The sequence below is a fragment of the Streptomyces sp. NPDC048734 genome (genome assembly GCF_043198675.1).
Lineage (GTDB): Bacteria > Actinomycetota > Actinomycetes > Streptomycetales > Streptomycetaceae > Streptomyces.
The window spans coordinates 51,903-71,266 of record NZ_JBICUZ010000001.1; the positions used below are offsets into that span (position 1 = coordinate 51,903).

15 protein-coding genes and 1 tRNA gene are annotated in these 19,364 nt (G+C 73.6%); 14 read left to right on the forward strand and 2 right to left on the reverse strand.

Going from position 1 to position 19,364, the window contains the following annotated elements:
- Positions 1-85 precede the first annotated feature (85 nt).
- The gene (locus ACGFQC_RS00200) at positions 86-367 is read left to right on the forward strand and encodes an HU family DNA-binding protein (protein ID WP_363088559.1); all 282 of its coding nucleotides are present in this window, start codon (positions 86-88) and stop codon (positions 365-367) included.
- Between the two features lie 146 nt (positions 368-513).
- Here the strand turns inward: ACGFQC_RS00200 and murA are convergent, their stop codons facing one another.
- Entirely contained in the window at positions 514-1,860 is a 1,347-nt protein-coding gene (gene murA / locus ACGFQC_RS00205) for a UDP-N-acetylglucosamine 1-carboxyvinyltransferase (RefSeq protein WP_363088558.1), read from the reverse strand.
- 261 nt (positions 1,861-2,121) lie between these two features.
- On the opposite strand from murA, the gene ACGFQC_RS00210 reads away from it, so the two are divergent.
- The 7 genes from ACGFQC_RS00210 (at position 2,122) to ACGFQC_RS00240 (ending at position 12,303) form a co-directional block, all read left to right on the forward strand.
- Entirely contained in the window at positions 2,122-2,694 is a 573-nt protein-coding gene (locus ACGFQC_RS00210) for a YqgE/AlgH family protein (protein ID WP_363088557.1), read from the forward strand.
- A gap of 29 nt (positions 2,695-2,723) precedes the next feature.
- Complete coding sequence (locus tag ACGFQC_RS00215) at positions 2,724-3,008, forward strand: DUF3039 domain-containing protein (RefSeq protein ID WP_073492201.1); 285 nt, start codon at positions 2,724-2,726, stop codon at positions 3,006-3,008.
- 783 nt (positions 3,009-3,791) lie between these two features.
- Positions 3,792-5,423 carry a beta-N-acetylhexosaminidase gene (locus ACGFQC_RS00220; protein ID WP_363088556.1) on the forward strand — a complete coding sequence of 544 codons (1,632 nt, stop codon included), beginning with the start codon at positions 3,792-3,794 and terminating at the stop codon, positions 5,421-5,423.
- 274 nt (positions 5,424-5,697) lie between these two features.
- Positions 5,698-6,591, forward strand: a complete 894-nt coding sequence (locus tag ACGFQC_RS00225; protein ID WP_363088555.1) for an FAD binding domain-containing protein — start codon at positions 5,698-5,700, stop codon at positions 6,589-6,591.
- Complete coding sequence (locus tag ACGFQC_RS00230; protein ID WP_363088554.1) at positions 6,588-8,321, forward strand: 2Fe-2S iron-sulfur cluster-binding protein; 1,734 nt, start codon at positions 6,588-6,590, stop codon at positions 8,319-8,321. The genes ACGFQC_RS00225 and ACGFQC_RS00230 overlap by 4 nt, the downstream gene beginning before the upstream one ends.
- Positions 8,318-10,627: a molybdopterin cofactor-binding domain-containing protein gene (locus tag ACGFQC_RS00235; protein ID WP_363088553.1), complete on the forward strand. Its 2,310-nt coding sequence runs from the start codon at positions 8,318-8,320 to the stop codon at positions 10,625-10,627. Before ACGFQC_RS00230 ends, ACGFQC_RS00235 begins: the two co-directional genes overlap by 4 nt.
- 494 nt (positions 10,628-11,121) lie before the next feature.
- Positions 11,122-12,303, forward strand: coding sequence for an SUKH-4 family immunity protein (locus ACGFQC_RS00240; protein ID WP_363088552.1), 1,182 nt, complete (start codon positions 11,122-11,124; stop codon positions 12,301-12,303).
- Between the two features lie 545 nt (positions 12,304-12,848).
- Here ACGFQC_RS00240 and ACGFQC_RS00245 read toward each other — a convergent pair.
- A tRNA-OTHER gene (locus ACGFQC_RS00245) sits at positions 12,849-12,949 on the reverse strand.
- 244 nt (positions 12,950-13,193) lie between these two features.
- Here ACGFQC_RS00245 and ACGFQC_RS00250 point away from each other — a divergent pair.
- The 6 genes from ACGFQC_RS00250 (at position 13,194) to ACGFQC_RS00275 (ending at position 19,321) form a co-directional block, all read left to right on the forward strand.
- On the forward strand, positions 13,194-14,657 hold the full coding sequence (locus tag ACGFQC_RS00250) for an MFS transporter (protein ID WP_363088551.1): 1,464 nt from the start codon (positions 13,194-13,196) through the stop codon (positions 14,655-14,657).
- 32 nt (positions 14,658-14,689) lie between these two features.
- Entirely contained in the window at positions 14,690-14,887 is a 198-nt protein-coding gene (locus ACGFQC_RS00255; protein ID WP_363088550.1) for a hypothetical protein, read from the forward strand.
- Positions 14,884-15,255, forward strand: a complete 372-nt coding sequence (locus tag ACGFQC_RS00260) for a Fic family protein (protein WP_363088549.1) — start codon at positions 14,884-14,886, stop codon at positions 15,253-15,255. Before ACGFQC_RS00255 ends, ACGFQC_RS00260 begins: the two co-directional genes overlap by 4 nt.
- 150 nt (positions 15,256-15,405) lie before the next feature.
- Positions 15,406-17,202: a DEAD/DEAH box helicase gene (locus tag ACGFQC_RS00265; protein ID WP_363088548.1), complete on the forward strand. Its 1,797-nt coding sequence runs from the start codon at positions 15,406-15,408 to the stop codon at positions 17,200-17,202.
- A 399-nt stretch (positions 17,203-17,601) separates the two neighbouring features.
- Positions 17,602-18,246 carry a helix-turn-helix domain-containing protein gene (locus ACGFQC_RS00270; protein ID WP_363088547.1) on the forward strand — a complete coding sequence of 215 codons (645 nt, stop codon included), beginning with the start codon at positions 17,602-17,604 and terminating at the stop codon, positions 18,244-18,246.
- A gap of 283 nt (positions 18,247-18,529) precedes the next feature.
- Positions 18,530-19,321 (forward strand): S16 family serine protease, encoded by a 792-nt coding sequence (locus ACGFQC_RS00275; protein WP_363088546.1) that lies wholly within the window; start codon positions 18,530-18,532, stop codon positions 19,319-19,321.
- Positions 19,322-19,364: the final 43 nt, after the last annotated feature.

A 19,364-nucleotide genomic window follows, 5' to 3' on the forward strand; every position in this document is an offset into this window, starting at 1 on the left:
CTGGCAGCATCGGCTTCGCTGTGCCCAACATGCGGCTCCGCCGCGTGGCACGCCGCAACGGCAAGAAGAACACGGGAGTAAGAACATGAACCGCAGTGAGCTGGTGGCCGCGCTGGCCGACCGCGCCGAGGTGACCCGCAAGGACGCCGACGCCGTGCTGGCCGCGTTCGCCGAGGTCGTCGGCGAGATCGTCTCCAAGGGCGACGAGAAGGTCACCATCCCCGGCTTCCTGACCTTCGAGCGCACCCACCGTGCCGCTCGCACCGCGCGCAACCCGCAGACCGGCGACCCGATCCAGATCCCGGCCGGCTACAGCGTCAAGGTCTCCGCGGGCAGCAAGCTCAAGGAAGCGGCCAAGGGCAAGTGACGCTCCGCTGAGAGCGCCGTGGGGCGACCGCGTGCCGTCTGTTGCCGGTCACGCGGTGCCCCGCGCTCCTTCGGGCGCGTCGACACACGCCGATGGGGCGGCACCCGGTCCGGGTGCCGCCCCATCGGCGTGTGTGCGGGACTGGGCTATCCGAGTGCCTTGCCCGGCAGTTCCACCTTCGCGCCGAGCTCCATCAGCTTGTCCATGAAGTTCTCGTAGCCGCGGTTGATCAGGTCGATGCCGTGGACCCGGGACGTGCCCTGGGCCGCGAGGGCGGCGATCAGGTAGGAGAAGCCGCCGCGCAGGTCGGGGATGACCAGGTCCGCGCCCTGGAGCTTGGTCGGGCCGGACACGACCGCCGAGTGCAGGAAGTTGCGCTGGCCGAAGCGGCAGTCCGAACCGCCCAGGCACTCGCGGTACAGCTGGATGTGGGCGCCCATCTGGTTGAGCGCGGACGTGAAGCCCAGCCGCGACTCGTAGACCGTCTCGTGGACGATGGACAGGCCCGTGGCCTGGGTGAGGGCGACGACGAGCGGCTGCTGCCAGTCCGTCTGGAAGCCCGGGTGGACGTCCGTCTCCAGCGCGATCGACTTCAGCTGCCCGCCGGGGTGCCAGAAGCGGATGCCCTCGTCGTCGATCCGGAAGGCGCCGCCCACCTTGCGGTAGGTGTTCAGGAACGTCATCATCGAGCGCTGCTGGGCGCCGCGGACGTAGATGTCGCCCTCGGTCGCCAGCGCCGCGGACGCCCAGGAGGCGGCCTCCAGACGGTCCGACAGGGCGCGGTGGTCGTAGCCGCCGAGCTTGTCCACGCCGGTGATGCGGATCGTGCGGTCGGTGTCCATCGCGATGATGGCGCCCATTTTCTGCAGGACGCAGATCAGGTCCTCGATCTCCGGCTCGACGGCCGCGTTCGCGAGTTCCGTGACGCCCTCGGCGAGGACGGCCGTCAGCAGCACCTGCTCGGTCGCGCCGACGGACGGGTACGGCAGCACGATCTTCGTGCCGCGCAGCCGCTGCGGGGCCTCCAGGTACTGGCCGTCCGCCCGCTTCTCGATCTTCGCGCCGAACTGCCGCAGCACGTCGAAGTGGAAGTCGATGGGCCGGCCGCCGATGTCGCAGCCGCCCAGGCCCGGGATGAAGGCGTGGCCGAGGCGGTGCAGCAGCGGGCCGCAGAACAGGATCGGGATACGGCTGGAACCCGCGTGGGCGTCGATGTCGGCGACGTTGGCGCTCTCGACGTAGGTCGGGTCGAGCACCAGCTCGCCCGGCTCCTCGCCCGGACGGACCGTGACCCCGTGCAGTTGCAGCAGGCCGCGTACGACCCGCACGTCACGGATGTCCGGAACGTTGCGCAGGCGGCTCGGCTCACTGCCCAGCAGGGCGGCGACCATGGCCTTGGGTACGAGGTTCTTCGCACCGCGGACCCGGATCTCGCCCTGAAGCGGGGTTCCGCCGTGGACAAGCAGGACGTCGTCTGAGCCGTTGACGGTCATGTATCTCGCGTTCCGTGGAGTGGGGCAGGGCCGAGAGGACAGAGTAATCGCCGTGGGCCCCGGTCCCGTAAGCCCGAGGAGCACTCAGGGGGGTCATGGCTGTGTCACAACACGAACCGTTTCCCGTCGGGCACGCGGGGTCACCGCGGGCCGGGCCGCGGTGACCGTGCGCCCGGACCGCACGTGTGCGCCCGGCCCGCACCCCTCCTCGCGCCCCGGTTGCCTCCCCACGCGCGGGAAAGATGGGGGATCATGTCTGGCATGACCGAGGTGTCCTCGCTCACAGGGCGGCTGCTCGTGGCAACCCCCGCCCTGGCGGACCCGAACTTCGACCGCGCGGTGGTGCTCCTCCTCGACCACGACGAGGAGGGCTCGCTCGGCGTCGTCCTCAACCGCCCGACACCGGTGGGCGTCGGGGACATCCTCGAGGACTGGGCGGACCTCACCGGTGAACCGGGTGTCGTCTTCCAGGGCGGTCCGGTCTCCCTCGACTCGGCGCTCGGCGTCGCCGTGATCCCCGGCGGCGCCGCCGTCGACGGCGCGCCGCTGGGCTGGCGGCGGGTGCACGGCGCGATCGGCCTCGTCGACCTGGAGGCCCCGCCGGAGCTGCTCGCCTCGGCCCTCGGCTCCCTGCGGATCTTCGCCGGGTACGCCGGGTGGGGCCCCGGCCAGCTGGAGGACGAACTGGTGGAGGGCGCCTGGTACGTGGTGGAGTCCGAGCCCGGTGACGTGTCCTCGCCCTCTCCGGAGACCCTCTGGCGCGAGGTCCTGCGCCGGCAGCGCAACGAGCTGGCGATGGTGGCGACGTACCCGGACGACCCTTCGCTCAACTGACGCGTGTGACCTTCAGTACCCTTGGCCGTATGAGCACTCTTGAGCCCGAGCGCGGCACCGGAACGGGGACCCTCGTAGAGCCGACGCCGCAGGTGTCGCACGGCGACGGTGACCACGAGCGCTTCGCGCACTACGTCCAGAAGGACAAGATCATGGCGAGCGCGCTCGACGGGACTCCCGTCGTGGCGCTCTGCGGCAAGGTGTGGGTGCCCGGCCGCGACCCGAAGAAGTACCCCGTGTGCCCCATGTGCAAGGAGATCTACGAGTCCATGGGTTCCGGTGGCGACGACGGCAAGGGCAAGGGCGACAAGTGACGTGCTCCCCGGGCTGAGGCCCGGGGACTGCGGACCCCTCTGCCGGGCCGTGCAGCTGCGCGGCACGGCACCGGTCGGGGGCGGTGGCTTCCGGTTCCGCCGTGCCGTGCCGGAACCGGGGGAGTCGGTCCTCCCGCCGGTGGGGAGGACCGCGAAGCGGGCCGGGCCGAGGCCGATGCCGGTCCCCCGGCCGGTCCCGGGCATCGTGGCGGCGCCGGGCTCAGGGGTGGTGTCCGTGCGGGCCCTGGGCCCTGGCCCTTGTTCCCCGCCCCAGTCCCCGCCCCTGTGCCTGTCCCCGGATTCCTTCCGGCGCGTCTTCGGGTGGCGGGAATTCGGCCGTCACTTCCTCGACGGTGTGGCCGTCGCGGTCACCGCGGTGCTCGTCTCCGACGCCGTCGCGTCTCTCGCCGCGACCGCCGTCACGCGATTCCGGTTCCGCTTCCGGACCACCCTGCCGGTTGTGTTCCCGGTTCCCGGTGGCCTTCGCGACCCGGATGCCGAAGGGCCTCGTGAAAGGCGTTCCGGAGGCGCCGGAGGGGGGCGCGCACCTCGACGGGGTGAGCCGTGCGCGATCACCGCGGCAGGTCCTTCTCCCCTCGTGCTGCCCGGTTCCGTGGCCGCGCGCGTGTTTTCCCTCTCCCCGCCCGGACGGCCTCCTCCTCGCCAAGTCGTCCATCATCGAGGACACTTCGCAGCCGGCCCTGCCGACGGTGCTGCCGGTGTTCTCCGCACCCGTACAACGACGACTCGTCTCCGGGCCCGGTGGAGCGGTGAGGGACCGACGTGACTTCTGGCAACGAGATCATTCCGGCGCCGCGCGCCGTCGAGGGCCCCACGCGGGGCGGGGTACTGCTGGACGACCGCACCACCCTGTGGGCCGCGCCCGGCACGGAGACCACCGAACGCTGGCTGCGGGCCACCCTCGGTGCCGCGCTCGGTCTGCCCCTGCGGACCGGCCCCGAGCGGGCCCGCGACGGTGTACGGCTGCTGGTCGACGACACGATGGAGCCGGAGGCGTACCGGCTGGACGTCGGCGGCCGGCAGGGCGTCGAGATCCGCGGCGGCGACCCGGCCGGCGTCTTCTGGGGCGCTCAGACCCTGCGTCAGCTCCTCGGCCCGGAGGCTTTCCGACGTGCTCCGGTGCGGCCCGGAACGCGTCACGACATCCCGCACCAGATCATCGAGGACGGCCCCCGTTTCCGCTGGCGCGGTCTCCTCCTCGACGTGGCACGGCACTTCATGCCCAAGGAAGGCGTCCTGCGCCAGCTGGACCTGATGGCCGCGCACAAACTCAACGTCCTCCACTTCCACCTGACCGACGACCAGGGCTGGCGCGTCGAGATCGAACGCCACCCGCGGCTGACCGAGGTCGGCTCCTGGCGCTCCCGCACGAAATTCGGCCACCGCGCCTCACCACTGTGGGACGACAGGCCGCACGGCGGCTTCTACACCCGGGACGACATCCGGGAGATCGTGGCCTACGCCGCCGACCGGCATGTCACCGTCGTCCCCGAAATCGACGTACCCGGACACTCGCAGGCGGCCATCGCCGCCTATCCGGAACTCGGCAACACCGACGTCGTCGACACCGGGGCGCTCGCCGTCTGGGACACCTGGGGGATCAACCCGAACGTACTCGCCCCCACCGACGACACCCTGCGTTTCTACGAGGGGGTCTTCGAGGAGGTCCTCGAACTCTTCCCGTCGGAGTTCGTTCACGTCGGCGGCGACGAATGCCCCAAGGACCAGTGGCGCGCCTCGCCCACCGCGCAGGCCCGCATCGAGGAACTCGGCCTCGCCGGCGAGGACGGACTGCAGGCCTGGTTCATCGGCCACTTCGACACCTGGCTCGCCGCGCGCGGGCGGCGGCTCATCGGCTGGGACGAGATCCTCGAGGGCGGTCTCGCCGAGGGCGCCGCCGTGTCGTCCTGGCGGGGTCGCGCGGGCGGGATCGCCGCCGCGCGCGCGGGGCACGACGTCGTCATGTGCCCCGAGCAGCAGGTGTACCTGGACCACCGGCAGGACGGCGGCGCCGACGAGCCCGTGCCGATCGGCTACGTGCGCGGCCTGGAGGACGTCTACCGGTTCGAGCCGGTGCCGCCCGAGTTGACGCCCGACGAGGCGCGGCACGTGCTGGGCGCGCAGGCCAACGTGTGGACCGAGGCGATGGAGGACGCCGCGCGCGTGGACTACCAGGTCTTCCCCCGGCTCGCGGCCTTCGCCGAGGTCGCCTGGAGCCCGCTGCCCGCCCCGGAGCGGCGTGACTTCGCCGACTTCGAGCGGCGGATGGCGGCCCACTACGAGCGCCTGGACGCCCTGGGTGTCGCCTACCGGCCACCGGGCGGCCCGAAGCCCTGGCAGAAGCGGCCCGGCGTGCTCGGCCGCCCGATCGAGGGGCCGCCCCCGGACCGCTGAGCCCGGACCGCCGGGCCCGGACCACGGCTCCGGACCACGGCTCCGGTCAGGGAAATACCCCGGCAGGGTCACCGAAGGACGGCAATTCGCGCACACCGGTGATGCCGTACGAAAAGGGGCCATCACCCTGATGAGGTGGGCGAATGCCTCCTGGCGGACCCCCGCGTCCGGGCCTTGCGAAGATGTGCCAGAGTTGCCACGTCCGCCCTGTCAGCACGTACCGTACGGCAGCACAGGTGGGACCAGGTGGGGCAGCGGGAAGGGGCAGCCGGTTTTGACCACGCACGCACCGCAGGCGGGGCAGGCCGTCACGCTGCCCGCGACACTGGACGAAGCCGTGGCGGCACTCGCCGTCACGCCGGCCGCCGTGCCCGTGGCGGGCGGCACCGACCTGATGGCCGCCGTCAACTCCGGCCAGCTCAGGCCCGCGGCCCTGGTCGGCCTCGGCCGCATCAGCGAGATCCGCGGCTGGCAGTACCAGGACGGGCACGCCCTGCTCGGCGCCGGACTCACCCACGCGCGCATGGGCCGCCCCGACTTCGCCGCCCTCATCCCGGCGCTCGCCGCCGCCGCGCGCGCCGCGGGCCCGCCGCACATCCGCAACGCGGGCACCCTGGGCGGCAACGTCGCCTCCGCCTCCCCCACCGGTGACGCGCTGCCCGTGCTGGCCGCGCTGGAGGCGACCCTGATCATCGCGGGCCCGGGCGGCGCCCGCCGCGAGATCCCGGTGTCGCACCTCCTGGCAGGCATGGACATGCTGCGCGGCGGCGAACTCATCGGGTACGTGCGCGTGCCGCTGCTGCACGCGCCCCAGGTCTTCCTGAAGGCCACCGGCCGCACCGGCCCCGGACGGGCCGTCGCCTCCGTCGCCCTCGTCCTGGACCCCGCCCGGCGCGGAGTCCGGTGCGCAGTCGGCGCCATAGCGCCGATGCCGCTGCGGCCCCTGGAGGCCGAGCAGTGGGTCGCCCGGCTCATCGACTGGGACAACAACCGCGCGCTCGTCCCGGAGGCGCTCAACGCCTTCGGCGAGTACGTCGCCGCCGCCTGCATCCCGGACCCGGTCCCCGCCGAGGACGGCTCCGTGCAACCGCTACCGCCCGCCGTACTGCACCTGCGGCGCACCGTCGCCGCACTGGCCCGACGAGCACTGGGGAGGGCACTGTCATGACCGACGACCAGCACGGACAGGGCACACCGCCGGGCGGCGGCCGCTGGGACCCGCTGCCCCAGGGCGACTACGACGACGGCGCCACCGCCTTCGTGAAGCTCCCCGAGGGCGGCATCGACGCGCTCCTGGCCGCCCGCGGCGACGGCAGCCCGCTCGCGGCGCCCGGCCACGGCTACGTGCCCCCGCAGATCGGGGCGACGCACGAGGGAACCGACCCCGCGACCGGCGACGGCACCTGGGCGGACCCCGCCGCCGGCGCCGACTGGCCCGCGCCGGCGGACGGGACGGCGGGCGGCGACCGGTTCACGTACCACCCCGGCGCCACCGGCCAGTGGACCTTCGACGACGCGGGCGGGCCCGCCGAGCCCGCCCCGGCGCCCGGCCACGACGTGACCGGCCAGTGGTCGATCCCCGTCGCGGGCGGCGATCTGCCCGACGAGTCGGGCGAGTTCACCACCTCGGCACTGGTCGAACAGTGGGGCGGCGGCACACCCCCGGCCACCCTGCCGGGCGGCGCCTCCGCGCCCTGGGCGCCGGAACCCGCGCCGGACGAGCGGTCCTGGGGCGACGGGACCGACGGGGCCGGCGTCCCGCTCGCCGAGGCCGTCGGAGCCCTGCCGGACGCCGCCGCCTTCGGACACCCCCCGCGGCACGACACCGACCCCGCGTCCCACGAGCACCCCGTGCCCGGACAGCCGTACGAGGCCGAGCCCGGCCCCGTGGCGGCCCGTCAGGCGCCCTCCGAGGCTCCCGGGGACCTCGGTGACCCGGAAGGCGCTCACGAGCCCGCAGAGGCCGCCGAGCCCGCCCGGCCGGATGCCGCACCGGACCCGGACGCCCGCCCGGACGGGCACGGCGAACACCGCGAGTACGGCAGCGAGTACGGCGAGGGCCGCGAACGCGGCGAGTACGGTGAGGACCGCGAAGGGTACGAGCACGGCGAAAGCGGCGAACAGGCCGGACCCGCCGGACAGGCCCAGGCCGCCGAACCCTTCGAACCCGCCGAACCTGCCGAACCCGCCGACCCCGGCGCCGCGTCCACGCGCGTGGACGACGGCACGGAGGCCGGGCCCGTGCCGGGGGCGGCCCACCACGACGACCACCCCCTCGCCTCCTACGCCCTGCGCGTCAACGGCTCGGACCGGCCCGTCACCGACGCCTGGATCGGCGAGTCGCTGCTCTACGTCCTGCGGGAGCGGCTCGGGCTCGCCGGCGCCAAGGACGGCTGCTCCCAGGGCGAGTGCGGCGCCTGCAACGTCCAGGTGGACGGACGCCTCGTCGCCTCCTGCCTGGTCCCCGCCGTCACCACCGCCGGCAGCGAGATCCGTACCGTCGAAGGCCTCGCCGTCGACGGGCAGCCCTCCGACGTGCAGCGGGCGCTCGCCCGGTGCGGGGCCGTGCAGTGCGGTTTCTGCGTGCCCGGCATGGCGATGACCGTGCACGACCTGCTGGAGGGCAACCCCGCGCCCACCGAGCTGGAGGCCCGCCAGGCGCTCTGCGGCAACCTGTGCCGCTGCTCCGGCTACCGGGGCGTCCTCCAGGCCGTCAAGGACGTCGTCGCCGAACGGGAGGCGCACTCCTCGGCGGACACCGAGCCGGACGGCGACGAGGCACGTATTCCGCACCAGGCGGGCCCCGGCGGCGGAGGCATCCACGCGTCGGCGTTCGAGAACCCCGCGCAGCCCCACCCGCACGACCCGGCGTACGGCCAGGACGGAGGCCAGGCGTGACCGACGAAGCAGCCACCGCGACAAGCCCCGCGGAGGCCGCCCCGGCCCCCGAGCCGATCCCGCACGGCCTCGGCGCCTCCCTGCCGGCAGCCGACGCCCGTGCCAAGACCGAGGGCACCTTCCCGTACGCGGCCGACCTGTGGGCCGAGGGCCTGCTCTGGGCGGCCGTGCTGCGCTCCCCGCACGCCCACGCGCGCATCGTCTCCATCGACACCACCCACGCGCGGGAGATGCCCGGGGTACGGGCCGTCGTCACGCACGAGGACGTGCCCGGCGGACCGCTGCACGGACGCGGCCGGGCCGACCGCCCGGTGTTCGCCTCCGACGTCGTGCGCCACCACGGCGAGCCCATCGCGGCCGTCGCCGCGGACCACCCCGACACCGCGCGGATGGCCGCCGCGGCCGTCATCGTCGAGTACGAGGTGCTCGACCCGGTCACCGACCCCGAACTCGCCTTCGAGGCCGAGCCGCTGCACCCCGACGGCAACCTGATCCGGCACATCCCGCTGCACCACGGCGACCCGGCCGCGGCCGGCGAGATCGTCGTCGAGGGCCAGTACCGCATCGGCCGCGCCGATCCCGCACCCATCGGCGCCGAGGCCGGCCTCGCCGTCCCCAGGCCGGACGGCGGCGTCGAGCTGTACCTGGCATCCACCGACCCGCACAGCGACCGGGACACCGCCGCGGCCTGCTTCGGCCTGTCATCCGATCAGGTGAAGATCGTCGTCACCGGTGTACCCGGTGCCACCGCCGACCGCGAGGACCAGGGCTTCCAGCTCCCGCTCGGCCTGCTCGCGCTGCGGACCGGCTGCCCGGTCAAGCTCACCGCCACCCGCGAGGAGTCGTTCCTCGGCCACGCCCACCGCCACCCCACCCTGCTGCGGTACCGCCACCACGCGGACGCCGAGGGCAGGCTGGTCAAGGTCGAGGCGCAGATCCTCCTCGACGCCGGCGCCTACGCCGACACCTCCGCCGAGGCCCTCGCCGCCGCCGTCTCCTTCGCCTGCGGCCCCTACGTCGTCCCCAACGCCTTCATCGAGGGCTGGGCCGTCCGCACCAACAACCCGCCCTCCGGCCACGTCCGCGGCGAGGGCGCGATGCAGGTCTGCGCCGCCTACGAGGCGCAGATGGACAAACTGGCCAAGAGGCTCGGCGTGGACCCGGCGGAACTGCGGCTGCGCAACGCCATGGCCACCGGCGACGTCCTGCCGACCGGCCAGACGGTGACCTGCCCGGCGCCCGTCGCCGAACTCCTCCAGGCCGTCCGGGACTTCCCGCTGCCCGCCCTGCCGAAGGACACCCCCGAGGAGGACTGGCTGCTGCCCGGCGGCCCCGAGGGCGCGGGAGAGCCGGGCGCGGTGCGCCGGGGCGTCGGCTACGGCCTCGGCATGGTCCACATGCTCGGCGCGGAGGGCACGGACGAGGTCTCCACGGCCACCGTCAAGGTCCAGGACGGCGTCGCGACCGTCCTGTGCGCGGCCGTCGAGAGCGGCCAGGGCTTCACCACCCTCGCCCGCCAGATCGTCCAGGAGACCCTCGGCGTCGACGAGGTGCACGTCGCGCCCGTCGACACCGACCAGCCCCCGGCCGGCCCCGGCTGCCGCGGCCGGCACACCTGGGTCTCCGGCGGCGCGGTGGAACGCGCCGCCAAGATGGTCCGCACCCAGCTCCTCCAGCCCCTGGCCCACAAGTTCGGCATGTCCCACGAACTCCTCCAGATCACCGACGGCAAGATCACCTCGTACGACGGCGTCCTGTCGACGACCGTCGCCGAGGAACTGCACGGCAAGGAGCTGTGGGCCACCGCGCAGTGCCGCCCGCACCCCACCGAGCCGCTGGACGGGGCCGGCCAGGGCGACGCGTTCGTCGGCCTCGCCTTCTGCGCGATCCGCGCGGTCGTCGACGTCGACGTAGAGCTGGGCTCGGTGCGGGTCGTCGAACTGGCGGTCGCCCAGGACGTCGGCCGGGTGCTCAACCCGGCACAGCTCGCCGCCCGGATCGAGGCCGGCGTCACCCAGGGCGTCGGCATCGCCCTCACCGAGAACCTGCGTACCCCGCGCGGCCTGGTCCGCCACCCCGACCTCACCGGCTACGCCCTGCCCACGGCCCTGGACGTGCCGGACATCCGGATCGTCAAACTGGTCGAGGAGCGGGACGTGGTCGCGCCGTTCGGCGCGAAGGCGGCCAGCGCGGTCCCGGTCGTGACCTCCCCGGCGGCGATCGCCTCCGCCGTGCGGGCCGCGACCGGCCGCCCGGTGAACCGGCTGCCGATAAGGCCGCAGGCGGCCGTCGTCACGAGCCAGTGAGCACCGCCCCCGCGGGACGGAGTGCGAACGGGGGCGCGAGGAGTACGCCCCCGGCGCCGACGGGGAGGCCCTGACTGTGGCTGCGGCACAGGCTTCGGGGGCGGCTGTGGCTCCGGGGCTGCACCGGTTGTCGGCGCGGGCCGCCGCGGACATGGACGCGTGCGGGGGGAGCGGCCGACCACGGGAGGGCCCTGAGCGGGGCTTTCGCGACATGGACGCGTGCGGGGGAGCGGCGGCCGACGGCCGTCGGGCGGGACGCGGCGCTCGGCACCCGTTCGGCGACGGCGTTCACCGGACCGGTCCGCACGCGCACGTCACGCACCGGACTCCGGCCGGACACCGCGGAGTTGTCCGCGGGGGAGACGGCCGGTGCGATCCTCGCGGGGAGGCAACGCGCGCGCGTCCCCCGACGTCCTTCCTGTCGAGGGCCGTTGTCAGTGGTGCCGCGTAGGGTGCGGAGCAGTGGGACGGCGAACTTCACGCACGGGGGACCGATGAGCACGACCAGCACCACCACCGGCACGCCGGTGATCACCCTCTCCGAGGCCGAGCTGGATCCGTACGTCACTCACGCGCCGAGCCGCCGCTGGCTGACCGGCCCCGGACTGCCCGACGTCGGCGCGCTGGTGACGTTCGAGGCACTGCGCGCGGACGGCCTGCGCCCGGTCGCCGACTCCACCGCCGACCCCGACCGCCGGCTCCCCGACGACCTGCGCGGCCAGTTGGTCATCGGCGGACTCCTCGGCCTGACGGGCCACGAGACCGAGTCCGTGCTCCTCGACGGCACGACCGGCGAGATCACCACGACGTACTTCCTCCACGACCGTCCCGACCTGATGGACCGCCGGCCGCTCGCGCCCTCCCTGGAGAAGCTCGTGCGGTTCGCCACGGCCGCCGACGAACTCGCGGCGCTCAGAGGCCAGTTCGCGGCCTACGCCGGGCGTTTCGGGCCCGACGCGGTGGCCGAGGCGTCCGGACAGCTGCTCGCGCTGTACGAGTCGGGGACGGACGGCGAGGTGCCCCCGTTCTGGCGGCTGGCCGCCGTGATCCGTCCCCTGGCGCTGGTCGCGGGCCCCGGCACCCGCTCCGGGCTCGCCCTGGACCTGCCGCCCCGGCTGCTGGACGAGGAGTTCGACACCGGCGCGATCGTCCGCTTCGAGGAGGTCGACTTCCCGGCCGCCCTCTCCCACGAGCCGACCCGCCGCTTCCTGCGGGAGACGGGACTGCCCGAGGAGTGCGTCTGGTTCTCCCTCGACCTGGACGTCCCGCTGCCCACCCTCGCCGAGCACTGGGCCGACGAGCCGTACACCGAACTCCCCGAGGGAGCCGACCGGCTGATCCGCCTCGGCCACCTCGTGGAGGACACCAGCCTCGTCCTCGACGGCGCCACCGGCGCGGTGCTGGCCTGGGGCGAGACGGATGCCAGACTCCGCCCGCTGAACGCCGACATCTCGACGCTGGCGTTCACCCTCTGGCTGGTCCACCGCGAGCACACCCTCGACGCGGAACACGAACTGACCGAGGCCTACGACCAGTTGGCCGCCACCATGACCCGCACCCTGGCCGCCCTCGACCCGGTCGCCTGCGACCCGACCCCGAGGACGCCCACCGACGACGGCTGGCGCTACTGGCCGGACATGTTCGAGGACGAGGCGGGCGGCGGACTCTACGCGTAGCCCCGGTCCGCGCCGTGAGGTTCCCGCATGGACTGGCCGGCTCCCGTGAACACCCTGACCGGCGCGGCGATCGGCATCGGATCGACCCTGCTCGCCGACCGTCTCCGCTGGCGCCGCGACCGCGAGTCCCTCGACCGGGACACCCGCCGACAGGCGTACGCGGCGTTCGTGGCGGCCTGTCCGACGCCTGCTCCCGCCTGCACGAGACCGCCCGCGAGCCCCTTCCCCCGATGGGGGCCCGTACCGCCGCGCACGAGGTGTTCACCTCCGGCAACCTGTACCCGCTGCGCTACGGAATCGCCCTGATCGCCCCGTGGGACGTCATGGCCCCGGTCAACGAGGCCTTCTGGAAGGTCCGCGCCCTGCGCGACCTGGTGGCGACGGGCACCGCCACGGACGCCCCGGAGTTCCGGACCCACGTGGCGCGACTACCGACGGCCACGGAAGCGGCCCAGACGGCGATGCGCAAGGACCTCGGCACGTCGTGGCCGCAGGGGGCGGGGCGAGAGGCGTCGACCGGCTACGCCCCTGGTGAGAAGCGGTGTTGGAGGCCGTGGCGGGAATCGAACCCGCGTAAGTCCCCGCGAGCGGAGCTCGCTGATGAGTGCAGCGCAGGCGACTCCCTGAACCACTCGGGCACACGGCCGTTCGGCGGGTTCTCCGGGGGGTGCCCCCCTTCGAACCGCTTGGTCATGACCGTAGGTCCCGGGAACCGCCGGGCTCAAGGGAGCCGTGGGGGCTGCAACGCGACTGCCATGTGCCGTTCATGAACCGGGGGTCCGGCGGCGGACGGGCCGGCGGTGGGTGGACCGGCGTAGGACCAATGGACGAGGGCCGGTCCCGCCTCCCGACAGGGGTCATTGTCGGTTGCGGGCCTTACTCTGGCCGTCATGGCCGTCCATGAACCTCGCGACACCGGTGTCGCGGACACAGCAGACATACCCGGGAAGTCCAGCCCACGCCGGTCGGAGGGGACCGTGCTCGGGCGGGACCACCGGGCCCTGAGCATCGGCATCGTGTCCGTCGTGCTGCTGATCGCCTTCGAGGCGACCGCCGTGGGGACGGCCATGCCGGTGGCCGCGCGGGAGCTGGACGGACTGTCCCTGTACGCCTTCGCCTTCTCGGGATACTTCACGACCAGCCTGTTCGGCATGGTGCTGGCCGGTCAGTGGTCCGACCGGCGGGGCCCGCTCGGTGCGCTGACCTGCGGGATAGCCGCCTTCGCCGCGGGCCTTCTGCTGTCGGGGACCGCCGGGTTCATGTGGCTGTTCATCCTCGGGCGGGCCGTGCAGGGGTTCGGCGGCGGGCTGGTGATCGTCGCGCTGTACGTCGTCGTGGGGCGGGCCTACCCGGAGCGGCTGCGGCCCGCGATCATGGCGGCGTTCGCGGCGAGCTGGGTCGTGCCGTCGGTCGTGGGTCCGCTGGCGTCCGGCGCGGTGACCGAGCACCTCGGCTGGCGGTGGGTGTTCCTCGGCATCCCCGCGCTGGTCCTCCTGCCGCTGGCCCTCGCGCTCCCGCAGATACGGCGCCGGGCCGCGGGCCCGGTCGACGGTGCCGCGGGCGCCTCCTCCGACCGGCGCCGCATCCGCCTCGCCCTCGGCATCTCCCTCGGCGCGGGCCTGCTCCAGTACGCCGCCCAAGACCTGCGCCCGCTCTCCCTCCTGCCCGCCGCCGCGGGCGTCGCCCTGCTGGTGCCGGCCGTCCTCGGACTGCTCCCGCACGGCACCTGGCGGGCGGCCCGCGGCCTGCCCTCGGTGGTGCTGCTGCGCGGGGTGGCCGCCGGGTCGTTCATCGCCGCCGAGTCCTTCGTGCCGCTGATGCTGGTCACGCAGCGCGGCCTCAGCCCGACCCTCGCGGGGTTCTCCCTCGCGGCCGGCGGGGCGACCTGGGCGCTGGGCTCCTGGGTGCAGTCCCGGCCGCGCGTGGAGCCGTACCGGGACCGGCTGACGACCGGCGGGATGGTGCTCGTGGCCGCCGCCATCGCCGCCGCGCCGAGCGTCCTGATCGACGCGGTGCCCGCCTGGACGGTGGCCGTCGCCTGGGGCTTCGGCTGCTTCGGGATGGGCCTGGTGATCTCCTCGACCAGCGTGCTCCTGCTCCAGCTGTCCGCCCCCGAGGAGGCCGGCACCAACTCGGCCGCCCTCCAGATCTCCGACGGCCTGTCCAACGTGCTGCTGCTGTCCGCGGGCGGTGCCGCCTTCGCGGCGCTCGGCGGCGGAACCGTGTCGCACACCGCCGCCGAGGCCTCCGGCGCCTCCCACCCGGCCGCCTTCGCCGCCGTCTTCCTGCCGATGGCGGCGGTGGCGCTGGTGGGGGCGTGGGTGACGACGAGGCTGCGGGACGTATCCAACTGATACCGCGTGGTGCCACGCGGTACCATCGCGGCATGGCCGCACTGAACCTGCGTTTCACGGACGAGGAACTCGACGCCCTGCGTGAGCGTGCGGCGGCGGAGGGCCGCAGCATGCAGGCCTTCGCGCACGACGCCGTGATCGCGGCCATAGACGAGCACGCGCGGCTGTTCGAGGAGGCGGCGGAGCACGTTCTGAACGCCAGTGCCGAGCTGAACCGGAGGCTCGCTTGACGCACTACCTCACGCTGCCCCAACTGCTGAGTCTGGCGAGCCGGCTCGGGGCGGACGAGGTCCGCGACTACGGACTCCTCGACTCGGCGCTGGCGCGTCCCCGGTCGAGCGTGTTCGGCCAGGACGCCTACCCGGACGTCTGGCAGAAAGCGGCGGCGCTGATGGAGTCCCTCGCCCGCAACCACGCGCTCGTCGACGGGAACAAGCGCATCGCCTGGTACGCCACCTGGGTCTTCCTGCACGTGAACGGGCATCCCCTCGATGCGCAGTTCGATGTCGACGAGGCCGAGGCGTTCGTCCTTGATGTCTGTCAGGGCGCTCTGGACGTTCCGAAGATCGCCGCCCGGCTGCCGGGCTTCGCGCGCTGAGCGGCGGACGCCATGTGAAGTGAGTCGCATCCGTCGGTGACATGGCGCCGTCCGCGGTGACGCCATCCGGCCGCCGGTAGGGTGGCCCGGTTGTCATACACAGCCGTGTGTCATACGTAGCCGTGCCGAACGACCCACGAACCGGAGACCGTGACTACTACCGCCGCCTCCACCTCGCACCACCTCTCCCCCGCCTTCCCCGGCCGGGCCCCCTGGGGTACCGCCAGCAAGCTGCGTGCCTGGCAGCAGGGGGCGATGGAGAAGTACCTCCAGGAGCAGCCGCGCGACTTCCTCGCCGTCGCCACCCCCGGCGCCGGCAAGACGACCTTCGCGCTGACCCTCGCCTCCTGGCTGCTGCACCACCACGTCGTGCAGCAGGTGACCGTGGTGGCACCCACCGAGCACCTGAAGAAGCAGTGGGCGGAGGCGGCCGCGCGGATCGGGATCCGGCTGGACCCCGAGTACAGCGCCGGGCCGCTCAGCAAGGACTACCACGGCGTCGCCGTGACCTACGCGGGCGTCGGCGTACGGCCGATGCTGCACCGCAACCGCGCCGAGCAGCGCAAGACCCTCGTCATCCTCGACGAGATCCACCACGCCGGTGACTCCAAGTCCTGGGGCGAGGCCTGCCTGGAGGCGTTCGAGCCGGCCACGCGGCGGCTCGCGCTCACCGGTACGCCGTTCCGCTCCGACACCAACCCGATCCCCTTCGTGACGTACGAGGAGGGCAACGACGGCATCCGGCGCTCGTCCGCCGACTACACGTACGGCTACGGCTCCGCCCTCGCGGACCACGTCGTGCGGCCCGTCATCTTCCTCTCCTACAGCGGCAACATGCGCTGGCGCACGAAGGCCGGCGACGAGATCGCCGCACGGCTCGGCGAGCCGATGACGAAGGACGCGATCAGCCAGGCCTGGCGCACGGCGCTCGACCCGCGCGGCGAGTGGATGCCGAGCGTGCTGCGCGCCGCCGACCAGCGGCTCACCGAGGTCCGCAAGGCCATACCGGACGCGGGCGCGCTGGTCATCGCCTCCGACCAGGAATCGGCCCGCGCCTACGCCAAGCTGATCCGGGAGATCACCGGGTCGAAGGCGACCCTCGTCCTGTCCGACGACGCCGGGGCGTCCGGCCGGATCGACGAGTTCAGCCACAGCACCGACCGGTGGATGGTCGCGGTGCGGATGGTGTCGGAAGGCGTCGACGTGCCGCGCCTCGCGGTCGGCGTGTACGCCACCACCATCTCCACGCCGCTGTTCTTCGCCCAGGCCGTCGGCCGTTTCGTACGGTCGCGGCGGCGCGGCGAGACCGCCTCCGTGTTCCTGCCGACCGTGCCCGACCTCCTCGGCTTCGCCAACGAGATGGAACGCGAGCGCGACCACGTCCTCGACAAGCCGAAGAAGGACGGGGACGAGGAGGACCCGTACGCCGAGTCCGAGAAGGAGATGGACGAGGCGAACCGGGAGCAGGACGAGGACACCGGCGAGCAGGACATGCTGCCCTTCGAGGCGCTGGAGTCCGACGCCGTCTTCGACCGGGTCATGTACAACGGCGCCGAGTTCGGCATGCAGGCCCACCCCGGGAGCGAGGAGGAGCAGGACTACCTCGGCATCCCCGGACTGCTGGAGCCCGAGCAGGTGCAACTGCTCCTCCAGAAGCGGCAGGCCAAGCAGATCGCGCACAGCCGCAGGAAGCCGGACACCGAGGCCGACCTGCTGGAGCTGCCGGCCGAACGGCGGCCGGTGGTCTCCCACAAGGAGCTGATGGAGCTGCGCAAGCAGCTCAACACGATGGTCGGCGCGTACGTCCACCAGAGCGGCAAGCCGCACGGGGTCATCCACACCGAGCTGCGGCGGGTGTGCGGCGGGCCGCCGAGCGCGGAGGCGACGGCGGGGCAGCTGCGGCAGCGCATCGCCAAGGTGCAGGAGTGGGCCACCCGCATGAAGTGACACCCGCGGGCGGAAGCGGTGCCGCCGGGCGTCCACCGTGCCCTCGGCGTCCACCGCGTACCCCCGGCGTCCACCGTGCCCCCGGCGTCCACCGTGTGCCCGGGGGGCGCTCGACGCCGGGCGCGCACCGTACGTATGGGGACAAACGCAGGTAGTCCCCGCCGGCCACTGCCCGGATTCTGGACGGAGCCTTCCGCTGAGCGAACCCGCTTCGCTACTGTCCCGCTACGCACACGCCCCGTGGCAGCGCCGCCGCGGAGCGCAGCCGTGAAGCGACCGGGTCCGGGCCCGCCGGACCCCTCTGCCGACCGGCGGCCTCTGACGCGCGTCGCTGACGGGACTCGGCGACGCATCCGCCGCTGTGGGGGCCGCCGACCTCACCACTAAGGAGTGGGCGTCGTGACCGCGGAGACCTCTCAGACGCTCGACAGGGGACTACGGGTCCTCAAGCTGCTGGCCGACACGGACCACGGGCTGACCGTCACCGAGCTTTCGCACAAACTGGGCGTGAACCGCACCGTCGTGTACCGGCTGCTCGCCACGCTGGAGCAGCACGCCCTCGTACGACGTGACCTGGGCGGCCGGGCCCGGGTCGGACTCGGGGTGCTGAGGCTGGGCCGGCAGGTGCACCCGCTGGTGCGGGAAGCCGCGCTGCCCGCGCTGCGGTCGCTGGCCGAGGACATCGGGGCCACCGCGCACCTGACGCTCGTCGACGGGGCCGAGGCGCTGGCCGTCGCCGTGGTCGAACCGACGTGGACCGACTACCACGTGGCCTACCGGGCCGGCTTCCGGCATCCCCTGGAGCGCGGCGCGGCGGGCAAGGCGATCCTGTCCGCCCGGCAGCGGACGGCTTCCGGGGACCCGGGGTACACCCTGACCCACGGCGAGCTGGAGGCCGGCGCGAGCGGGGCCGCGGCGCCGCTGCTGGGGGTGACGGGCGTGGAGGGCAGCGTAGGGGTCGTGATGCTGGCCGACGCGGTGCCGGAGCGGGTCGGCCAGCGGGTGATGGAAGCGGCCCGCGAGGTGGCGGAGGCGTTGCGCTGAACCTTCCCGGGGCGTTGCTCCCTCCGGGGCGTTGCCCCAGGGACCTGCCCCTCGGACCGCTGACCCACTGGTCGCTGACCTCCTTGTCGCCGTCCAACCGATCGGCGTCCGATTGATCGGCCGCCGCTGGGCCGGGCGCGAGGGCGTGCGGTGAGCGGGGCGCGAGGCGTGGGCCGGGCCGGGTGCCGGGGCGGGCGGAACGCGTGCCCGCGGGCGGTGGCGGGGGGCCGCGGGCCGGGCACCGGCGCGTGGCCGGGGTCGGGGCTCGCGTTAGATTGGGCGCGTGCTCTCACGCCTCACACGTCCCCAGGCCCTCGCCGTCTGCGCCCTTCCGCTCGTGGCGCTGTTCGCCACCGTGGGGTTCGCGCCGCTGCCGTTCTCGGTGGCGCAGCCGGGAATGACGGCGAACGTCCTCGGCGACAACAAGGGCACCCCCGTCATCACGATCTCCGGCGCGCCCACCCGTGACACGACCGGGCAGCTGCGGATGACGACCATCGAGGCGACCGGCCCCGACGCGCACGTCACCCTGGGCGAGGTGGTCGACGGCTGGTTCCGCACCGACCAGGCCGTCATGCCGCGCGACTCGGTCTACCCCGCGGGGGACAGCACGAAGGAGATCGAGCGGTACAACACCGAGCAGATGGAGAAGTCCCAGGACACCGCGACCGAGGCCGCGCTGAGGTACCTCGACCGCACCGACGACGGCATCGAGGTCACGCTGAGGCTCGCCGACGTCGGCGGCCCCAGCGCGGGCCTGCTGTTCTCCCTGGGGATCGTCGACCGGCTCGACGGCGACGGCAGCGGCGGCGACCTCACGGGCGGCCGCACGATCGCCGGCACCGGGACCATCGACGCGGACGGCAAGGTCGGCGCGGTCGGCGGAGTGGCGCTGAAGACGCAGGCCGCCCGCCGGGACGGCGCGACCGTGTTCCTGGTGCCCAGGGCGGAGTGCTCCGACGCCAAGTCCGAACTGCCCGCGGGGCTGCGCCTGATCCCGGTGACCACCCTCGAGGGCGCCGTCGACTCCCTCGTCAAGCTGGAGAAGGACCAGGGCTCGGTGCCGAGCTGCTAGTGCGGCGACGGGCGACGTTCGCCCCGTCGTGACGCCCGGCACG